This is a genomic window from Brevibacillus sp. HB2.2 (genome assembly GCF_013284275.1).
GTDB lineage: Bacteria > Bacillota > Bacilli > Brevibacillales > Brevibacillaceae > Brevibacillus > Brevibacillus brevis_D.
The window spans coordinates 129,902-139,448 of sequence record NZ_JABSUV010000015.1 but is presented as its reverse complement, the minus strand read 5'-3'; the positions used below and the strand labels follow the sequence as shown (position 1 = coordinate 139,448).

Below are 9,547 nucleotides of genomic sequence, written 5' to 3'. Positions count from 1 at the left end.
GCGGGCAAAAGAAACGCAACCGTGCCCGTACGACGAAGCGGCTACCACTTTTGCGTTTCCCCGCGAATCCCTTCGGAGCGGACAGTCCCAACCCAAACCAGGACGGAGCCTGGAGCCTAGACTGGAAATATTCTTCTCTTCTCCGCAGCCGCATAACAGAAACCTCAGCAAAAAAGAAGAACCTCGCACATTATGCGGGGTCTCCTCGTCAACTTTTTACACATTAATCTCCAAAAACCATTCGTGAATCGCATCTTGCAGCTTCTGCAAAGCTGTCGCATTCGTTGCTTCACAATAAATACGCACCAAAGGTTCCGTGCCAGACGGACGGATTAAGACCCAATGTCCTTCCTCGAGCAACAGCTTGACCCCATCCACTCGTTGAATCTCCAAAACCTGATAAGGACCAATGAGTGCAGGTGGCTTGGCGATCATTTGCTGTACCCATTGATCTTTTTCCGGCAATTTCATATCAAGCCGCGTGTGGAACAGCTCGCCGAATTGCTCGTATACGTCTCGCAGTATTTGATCGATTCCTTTGTTTTCATACGCGCACATCTCGGCGAGCAACAAATTGATGAGTACGCCGTCCTTCTCCGGTATGTGACCGAGAATACTCGCCCCGCCACTTTCTTCTCCACCAATGAGCACGTCGCCTTTGCGCATTTCCTCACCGATGTACTTGAAACCGACCGGCGTCTCTACGAGCTCCAGACCATAATGCGTAGCCATCCGATCCAGTAGATGCGTAGTTGCTACTGTCCTGACAATCCGTCCGGTCAAGCCTCGATTTTTCCGCAAATGATAGGTCAGCAGGACCAGTGCTTCATTTGGCGTGATATACTGTCCGAAGCGGTCGACGACTCCGAAGCGATCTGCATCCCCGTCATTGGCAAGACCAAGAGATGCCTGGCGTTCTACGACTTCTTTTTTTAATAACTGCAAATGCTTATCGTTTGGCTCTGGCAAATCCCCTCCAAAAGCCGCATCCGGGACTTCTCTGATTCCGACGTTTTTTACCCCCGCTTCTGACAAAAAACCGCTCACGTAGCCCATACCTGCACCATGCATGGCATCGACAACAACGAACAAGGAAGAGTTATGCAAAACATCCATGTTTATCATCCGTCTCAGATGCGCCTCGTAATGAGGACGCAGCACAATGACTTGCAGCAGCTTGCGGGCCTTTGCTTCCGCGAGGGAAATCGTACGCACCGAGTTGGTCTGGCAGGTTTCGGTGATCCACTCTTCCAATCTTTGCGTAATCGCAGGCGTTGCAGGTCCAGCGTACTCCGGAATGTATTTGATGCCGTTATATTCGGGTGGATTGTGGCTGGCCGTGATCATGATTGCACCACTCGCTGCAAAATGCTTCACTCCAAAGGCTACGGCAGGTGTTGGCGCTGCTTCGTTCACCAAATAGGTACGTATGTCATTGGCGGTCAGGACAGCTGCAACCTCCTTTGCAAAGCGTCTCCCCAGAAACCGCGTGTCATGCCCGACCAAAACAGGCTGCTCCTGTTGTCCGATTTCTTTGGTATAGCTGGCGATGGCTTGTGCGACAATACGGACATTCTCGACGGTAAAGCCATCTGCGATTATGTCGCGCCAACCGTCCGTACCGAAACGGATCGTTGTCATCTCCTCATCTCTCCCTTCGTTACCGCAACTCATTCACCTTCTCCAAATAACGCAAAACAGTGGCGACATAAGTAGCATGCGACCACGTCAGGGGTGCAACGGATACGGGAGCACCTGTATACGGATCGAGCTGTTCGGATAGCACGCCGCTTTGTAGGGCATGCCGTACGACCCAGTCCAGTCTGTTCTTTGGCTCTTGGAGTTCATCGAGTGATTTTGCCTTGGCAATTTCCCAATCAGCCACCCATAAGGTGCAAATGATCCATGGATTTCCCGGGACCTTCACCGTGTCATGTGATTTTTTGAAATAGTAATCCCCTTGATAGCGAGCAATTCCACCGATCGCCGTGTCTACGTGCAAACTCTTTTTGACAGCTTCCATTGTCTGCGCAACTCTCGGATCGTCTACGGAAAACACATCAAGCGCAAACAGAGCGAACAAGCTGCTCTCCACCGTGAAATCTTTTTCGACACTCCCATCTGCTCTTACATAAATCCCACGCAGAAAACGCCCGATTTCAGGGTCGTACAGATGTTTCTCCATTGCCTCACGAATGCGCTCTGCCCCTTCTGCGTAGCGTTTGTAGCGTCGATCATCCCCGAACAACTGGGCGAAACGAGCCGCAGCCATCAAGCCCGCGAAAACCGTAGCACTGGTAAACGTAAAAATTCCCCGTCGCTCTTCCCATAAGTCGTAGCTTGGTTTTGGGAGTTGCAGCTCTGGATGGACATACTCCAGCAAAAAGCGAGCCGCCGGACGAACCAGCGTAGGATAGAGCGCCTGACAATCTTCAATTTGCTTGCCGCTCTTGTATTGCTCCCAGAGCGCGTACAGCACGAGTGCCGTCTCATCCTCCTGAATCGGAAGCTGAACCTCTCCGTCAACAATATACGGATGCCAACTGGAGCCAACAGACCCGTCTGGATTGTACTTGTGCTGCAAATACCCGTCCTTGTTCAAAGCGTCCGCGCAAAATCGAAAAAATGGTGCGACCACTCCCGTGTAGCCTGCTTTCGCCATCGCACCCGCAATCAACGCCCCGTCTCTTGGCCACATGTAGCTGTAATGATCGCGATTAAATTGAAGGATATCCGAGTCATTCGCAGCGAGAATCGCTCCGTTCTGATCGATTTGCGTACGAACAAGAAGCAAGCTGGTCTTGTACAGATTGACAACCTCTGCCGGTAGATCAGCAAAGTCCCGCTCTTCCTTATTGACCCAACGCTGCCAATACACAGCGACCCGACTGAGCAAACTCTCTGGATCACTTTCCAGTACATATTGGTTCAATCCTTTGACATCTTCATACGATTCACCAATGCACATCCAGTAAAAGAGCGCCTTCTCTTCTTGAGGTTGAAGGATGAGCGAAAAAGAAATCGTACTATCTACGGAGCCTTGTGCAATCGGATTGCCTGACAAAAGACCATCCTCTGCGTCCCTCCAAGTCCCCTCCGCATAGTTGAACCGCTTGATCCCGACGCTATATTGATCGATCCCACCCGTATCCGTTTTTCCATTCGCCATGATATACACATTGCGCTTGTAGTGATAAATCGTACGCAGATTGGGATCAAAAACAGCAGTATCCCCTACCTCTGTCTCATTCAAGCTGAAATCGTGATTTAAAAACAGCCTGACCTCCCGAACCTCGCTCGTCAAATTCCGAACGCACACCTTTTTCAAATAAATCGGGTCACGCTGATGCACCCCATCTGCGATTTGCAAGGAGATGCCCAGATGTTCATGATGCGCATGAACATCTGTCACCAAAGACTCCTGTCCGTATCCGAGCCTCCGCGTCCAGCCGTCTTCATCTAGCCAGGAAAAGCGACCTTGCACCCAAATCCCCAGCTTGCTAAAGTGTCCCCCAACATGATTCAGCTGACCAACATACGGAAAATACAGATCTCGCATGTGCAGCTTGTCATCAAAATTAATCAGCAGTTTTCCGTTCCCGACGACGAGCGGTCTCGGCATGCCTTCACGTCCTTTTCGTTATAGGCTGTCGATCTCTCTCTTTTCGTGAAACTGATATTCGGCAATTCGTCTCGCGTAGGAAGAAGCAAGTGTAGCCGCCGTCTCTGCGGTAGCCCCTTGCGAAATTACCTTTACGTGCGAATCCTCTGAATCGGGTAAAATCAGTACCCAGCCATTCGAATCGTATACCTTGATTCCATCGACGAGCTCGAGCAGCTTGCCTTTGTTTTCTTCCATCACTCTGCGCATGACCTTCCCTTTTGCTGCCCATGGGCAAAAAACAGTCTTTTTCTCCATATGGCACGCTGGCAACAATTCCAGCAAAACGCTAAGCGGCTTTTCCTCAGAAGCCAGATAAGAAAGAATTCTCATGAGGCTGTACACAGCGTCAAACATCGGATGAAAACGCTGTTCGCTCGATACCTCCATCATGGATCGCGGCGAAACCTTGGTGCGTACAACCTCCATTTGCAACAGCTGGGCCATATGCTCCAATTCAATCGGTGCACTCACAGGAAGACCGATACGCCGATGTTGACCACTGCACGCCAGTAGTTGCAGAGCCGTGATCTGTTCGGTTGCGAGCTTCTCTCCATGCTCGGTAAACAAGACAAATTGCTCGCCATTTTTATCGAGACGAACGCCTAAATCCGCTCCCTTTTTACGAATACCTTCTTGTATGGAGCTGTAATCGACAGTAACTCCCAGTGCATGCAAAAGAGGCGCAAGAAAAGTCGGGAAAAAACGCTGTTCACAATCGATCAGCAGGTGGAAGCGCTGACGCTGGATGGACGATACATTCAACTGTTGGACCAAAGCATGGAGATAAGCTTCTTGTACGTGATGCTCGACTTGCAGTGCTCCCAACCGATTCAGGTTGCGAATATAAGTCTCTTGCCAGTAGGCATTCTCAATTTTGCGCTCCAGATCACGAGAAATCGGCAAGCCCGCGTGATCGATGAATTGGATGACAATCTCTTTATCATCCACTGGCTCTGCCATATAAATATGTATGCCGCCTTTGCAAGCCAGAGAGCGCACGCCATACCGAATCAAGGGTGAATTCCCAATTCCGAGATCGACCGTATCAATTCCGGAAGAGCACAAGCTCGTCATGATGCTATGCTTCAATAATTGAGCAAAAGGGTGTGCGCATGCCGAGAGCGCAATTTTGTCCCCCGCTTGTAGTAAATACGCATAGGCAGCCGCAAGTCTTGTAACAAATTCGGGCGTGATGTCAACGTTGCCAATGCCCTTGATGCCGTACGTCCCAAACAAATTTTTGGTTTGCTTGGCACCGTAGATAAGCGAGGTGGTGACAGTCGCATTTTCCCCGACTTCCTTATCCGGCCAAATTTTGATCCCTGCCTTTACCACTGACTTCGCCCCAATGAGGCACTGTTCTCCAATGACCGCCCCTTCCCCGAGTTGTACGCAATCTTCAATTCGGGTGTTGCGGCAGAGAGTCGTTCCTGTGATCTCTGCTTTTTTCCCAATGACACTGTTTTCCCAAATGATCGTCCTGGACAGCTTCGTACCAGAAGAAATCACCGTATTTTTTCCCAGAATGGAATAAGCACCTACGGCAACGCCAGCTTGCAGGTGTACATTTTCACCGATATAGACAGGGCCTTCCAAACGGACCGATGAATCGATGCGAACATCATTTTCCAAGAAAATACGCGGGGCGATTTCCTGTGCTTTTATTTCGAGATGTACGCGTCCATCCAGCAAATCAAACTGGGCTTGCTGGTATACCTCCAAAGAGCCAATATCAGACCAATAGCCGCTTGCCTCATATCCGTATAGAGGCTTTGCTGCTTGTAAAAACGACGGGAAAATTTCCTTGCTGAAATCCACTTCCCGCTCCTCTTCTATATAAGACAAGACCTCTGGCTCGCAGACGTATATCCCGGTATTTACCGTATCGCTAAAAACCTCCGCCCAGCTCGGCTTTTCTAAAAAACGGGTAATGCGTCCGCTCTCGTCTGTCATGACAACGCCAAATTCCAGCGGTGTTTCAACCCGCGTCAAAATCAACGTAGCCAGTGCATTATTTTGCTCATGAAAACGTATGGCTGCCGACAAATCGATGTCTGTCAACGTATCTCCACTGATCACGACAAAACGCTCATCGAGAAAATCCGCGCAGTTTTTGACGCTGCCTGCCGTGCCCAAAGGAATGGCTTCTTCAAAATAGACAAGCGAAACACCGTAGCGGGATCCATCACCAAACGTATCGCGGATGACGTCAGGCAGATACTGGAGTGTCACTGCTATCTCTGTAATCCCATGCTTTTTCAATAGATCAATCGTGTACTCCATGCAAGGCCGGTTTAAGAGTGGCACCATTGGTTTTGGCGTGTGGCATGTTAACGGACGTAGTCGTGTACCTTTTCCCCCAGCCATGATTACTGCCTTCATCTTCTTTTCTTCCTCCTTCATCGTTGCAATCTAGGTTGTCATGCCGATTTCCGCAGGTACGCCAAGTGAACGGTATAGATCGATGGTTTGACTAGCCAGAAGTGTCCAGTTATAAAACTGTTTAACATCTTGCATGGCCGTTTGGGCCAGTTGATGCCGCTGATCAGGGTCGCGCAGTAGCCAGCGGAGTTGATTCGTCAAGGATTCAGGGTCGCCTGTGTACATCATGGCGCCGTTTTCGCCGTGGCGAACGATCTCTCGCAGCCCTCCCGTATCCGCAACCAGAACAGGAGTCCCTAGAGCCATCGCTTCCAGCGCAACAATTCCAAAAGGCTCATACAAGCTCGGGAATACTGCCACATCAGCCAGGGCGAACAGCTCATCTCGCCTTTCATCGTCTACGAAGCCCAAGAAGCGGACCTGTTCAGAAAGTCCCATCTGATGAACCAATAGCTTCCACTCGTCTTGCATCGGTCCTCTGCCAGCTATGAGCAACCTCGCATGCGGAAACTCAGCGCGTAGCCTTGCCATAGCTTCTAGCAAGAGGTGAACACCTTTTTCCTGAACCAAGCGCCCTACAAAAAAGAGAACAGGACCATCCCCTATCGCCAATTCTTGTCGAAGCTGTTCACGATTTACCTCCGTTAGGGGAATGAGATCGACACCATTGTGAATGACACGTAAATGGGATGAGGGTGTTCCGAACAGGCGCTTGACTTCCGACTCCATATACTTGCTGCAAACGATCATTGCGTCAGAGCTTTGTGTTAGCGTACGTTCACACTCATGGATCCTTTGCTGCAACGGTGTATGAATACCTTGATGCCGACCATGTTCCAAAGCATGAATCGTGCTGACGAGCGGAAGAGAGTACCTCTGTTTCAGTTCGATTGCAGCCCAGCTAACTAGCCAATCGTGAGCGTGGATGACATCTGGTCGCACCCCGAGTGACCAGAGCTGATAGGCAGCATCGACCATCGCCAAATTCAGTTGAAACACCCATGCCAGAAAGTCGGCTTGTTCAGAAGGAATGTACGTAGGCAAACGGTGTACGTGAACCCCTTCCATCATCTCCTCTACGGCGCATGAATCTGTCGCACATGTCAGCACATGCACCACGATTCCTTGCTGGGCAAGATGCCTGGCGAGATCGTAGACAGCCCGACCAAGCCCCCCTACTACATGAGGGGGAAATTCCCATGCAAGCATTAAAACTGTTTTTGTCGAAGACTGACCTTGCGCAGCCGCTACCAATTGACGCGATACGTTCACTCTATGCGTTTGTTTAGGCAAATAGAACGTGATATCCACGTCAGGAAAGATCGGAAAGTCGGCCTCTGCTTGTGTAATTGCCTCTTCATCCAATCGATGCTCTCGATACATCGCCAAGAGAGCCCGCATGCGAACCAAATGGTCATGAACGCGTTGTACCGCATACTGAGTGACCGTTTGACCGTCTAAAATAAACGCCCAATCACTGCTTTGGGCCAGCATCAATTCGCGTGCAGCCTGCTTGAGGCACCGTAAGGCGAGCTGATCTCCTTTCTTTTCAGAATAGGTAATAATGGCTGTGATCAATTCCCGCTCCGCTTGATGCAGATGCCTGTATATCCAGCCATTGTTCTCGTTCAGCCAGACTTCTCCGTAGCCATTTCTCCCCCATGTTGACATCGGCAAGTGACCGCGATCCTGCTCTGGATACTCCTCCAAATATTCAGATGGTGTCATTAATTTCACTTCTTTTGAATCACACACCGTTTTGCGCATGAGAAAATCCAAAAACTGCGGACCCTCGAACCACCAATGCCCAAACAACTCCGCATCATAAGTGGCGACGACCAATGGCTTGCGGTCCATCCAGTGACTGGCTTCCTCCACTTGACGCTCTCGGTGATACAAGAAATGTCCCGCATGTGACGCTGCTTTTTCGCGCGCCCAGCTTGGCTCATACCAGTCTTTATCCCCTTGTTTTCCGGTGATCCGATAGTATTTCAAGCCGGTATGCACGCGAATGCCTTCAGGATGGATGTACGGCTCGATGTAGCTCATCTCCCTGTCAAATCCGATATCCCGGTAGTATTCACGGTAGTCATAGTCCCCTGGATAACCATCGATCGAGCTCCATACCTGGCGGGAGGCCACTTCATCACGGGCAAAGGCAGCCACTTCATGCGGCGTGAACAAGGGAGCCAGCAACCCTCTGCGAGGTAAAGGCGTCGCATGCTCTATCGTGTGACTGTCTACAAAGAAATACTGGAGCCCTGCCTCTTTCAGCAAGCGATCCAGTCCAGGTGTATACCCGCACTCAGGCAGCCAAATTCCCTTCGGACGTCTTCCCAGAATCCGCTCATGCGTATCGATCCCTACCAGAAGCTGTGCCCGAATCGCCTCTTCTGTTTCCACATAGGGCAAAAAAGAGTGCGTAGCTGCGCAAGTGATGAGTTCGAGGCATCCACTGTCCGCGATATGCCTAAAGGCCTTGATTAGTTGAAAATCCCACTTGCGGCAGTAAGCAATGATCGTTCGAAAACGCTCCACATACATTTTGGCGATACGGTTTTCTTGAGGTTGACCTGTGGTTCGTTTGACTTCCTTCCCAGCCAATTCCACGGTTTTCGCTAGGTGTGTACGAAAACGCGTCACGATCAGATCATCATCCAGCATGGAAAGTAATGTCGGTGAAATAGCAAGGGTCATGCGAAAAGCGATGCCGTCTGAGAGGAGCTTGTCGAAAACCATGAGCAAAGGAAGATAGCATTCCAGCATGGCTTCATACACCCAGCGCTCTTCCAGGCGATCGTCCCGATCCCCGTGTCGGACATAAGGCAGATGGGCATGCAACACGAGGGAGAGATAACCTTTGTGCACATATGACACCTCACTTATTTGATGTTTTGGTATACAACGAGTAGGAGGAAAAGTTCTCAAACCAGGAAGGTGTAGCTGGGTCGCGGGCAGGCTCAACTAACGGTTCCCCCCAGCTAGCTTTTGAATGGCGTGGAGTAACTACCGTTTCCGAGCGTAATATCGGACAAAACCGATTGTGTTCATATAAACCAAAATCAACCATGTATGTACGTCCTGGCTCTACATCATTTACGTACCAGGAATGAGCCTCTTCATGTACGAACACATCTCGGACGGAATGAGCATTATTTCCATCAAATAAACGTTCAGTCACATCATACAGACGCAATCCCTTCTGAATGTGACGATAATCGGCTTGCAGGTACGAGGCGACCATTCTCATGCGTGGCCAAGTGATTTCCCAATAGATGAATAACACAGTCGGTCCTTGTGCCATGACTTTGACAAGATCCCGACCATAAAACGCAGGTAATTGCCATTCCAATTCCGTTCTAGCGGGAGGTGGTGCCTCTGGCTTCGCACGGTCTTTTTGCAGGCGATACTTCACTTGACCGATCGTTAAGCCGATCTCTTTGGCAATTTGTGCAATGGACATGGATCGTGAACGCAGTTCGAGAATTTTTTCCAGCATCT

Annotated in this window: 5 protein-coding genes; all 5 read right to left on the bottom strand. The window is 50.1% G+C overall.

The features are described 5' to 3' along the window. Positions 1-216: 216 nt before the first annotated feature. From HP401_RS13465 to HP401_RS13445, 5 genes are read right to left on the bottom strand one after another with little or no spacing between them, the layout of a single operon-like run. Positions 217-1,641 carry a phosphoglucomutase/phosphomannomutase family protein gene (locus HP401_RS13465; RefSeq protein WP_173605342.1) on the bottom strand — a complete coding sequence of 475 codons (1,425 nt, stop codon included), beginning with the start codon at positions 1,639-1,641 and terminating at the stop codon, positions 217-219. A gap of 19 nt (positions 1,642-1,660) precedes the next feature. Further along, positions 1,661-3,622, bottom strand: coding sequence for a glycoside hydrolase family 15 protein (locus tag HP401_RS13460; protein WP_173605341.1), 1,962 nt, complete (start codon positions 3,620-3,622; stop codon positions 1,661-1,663). An 18-nt stretch (positions 3,623-3,640) separates the two neighbouring features. Continuing rightward, the gene (locus HP401_RS13455; protein WP_173605340.1) at positions 3,641-6,046 is read right to left on the bottom strand and encodes a sugar phosphate nucleotidyltransferase; all 2,406 of its coding nucleotides are present in this window, start codon (positions 6,044-6,046) and stop codon (positions 3,641-3,643) included. Between the two features lie 30 nt (positions 6,047-6,076). Further along, the gene (locus HP401_RS13450) at positions 6,077-8,914 is read right to left on the bottom strand and encodes a 1,4-alpha-glucan branching protein domain-containing protein (protein WP_173605339.1); all 2,838 of its coding nucleotides are present in this window, start codon (positions 8,912-8,914) and stop codon (positions 6,077-6,079) included. A 10-nt stretch (positions 8,915-8,924) separates the two neighbouring features. Next, positions 8,925-9,545, bottom strand: a complete 621-nt coding sequence (locus tag HP401_RS13445; RefSeq protein ID WP_173605338.1) for a DUF4912 domain-containing protein — start codon at positions 9,543-9,545, stop codon at positions 8,925-8,927. Positions 9,546-9,547 lie beyond the last annotated feature (2 nt).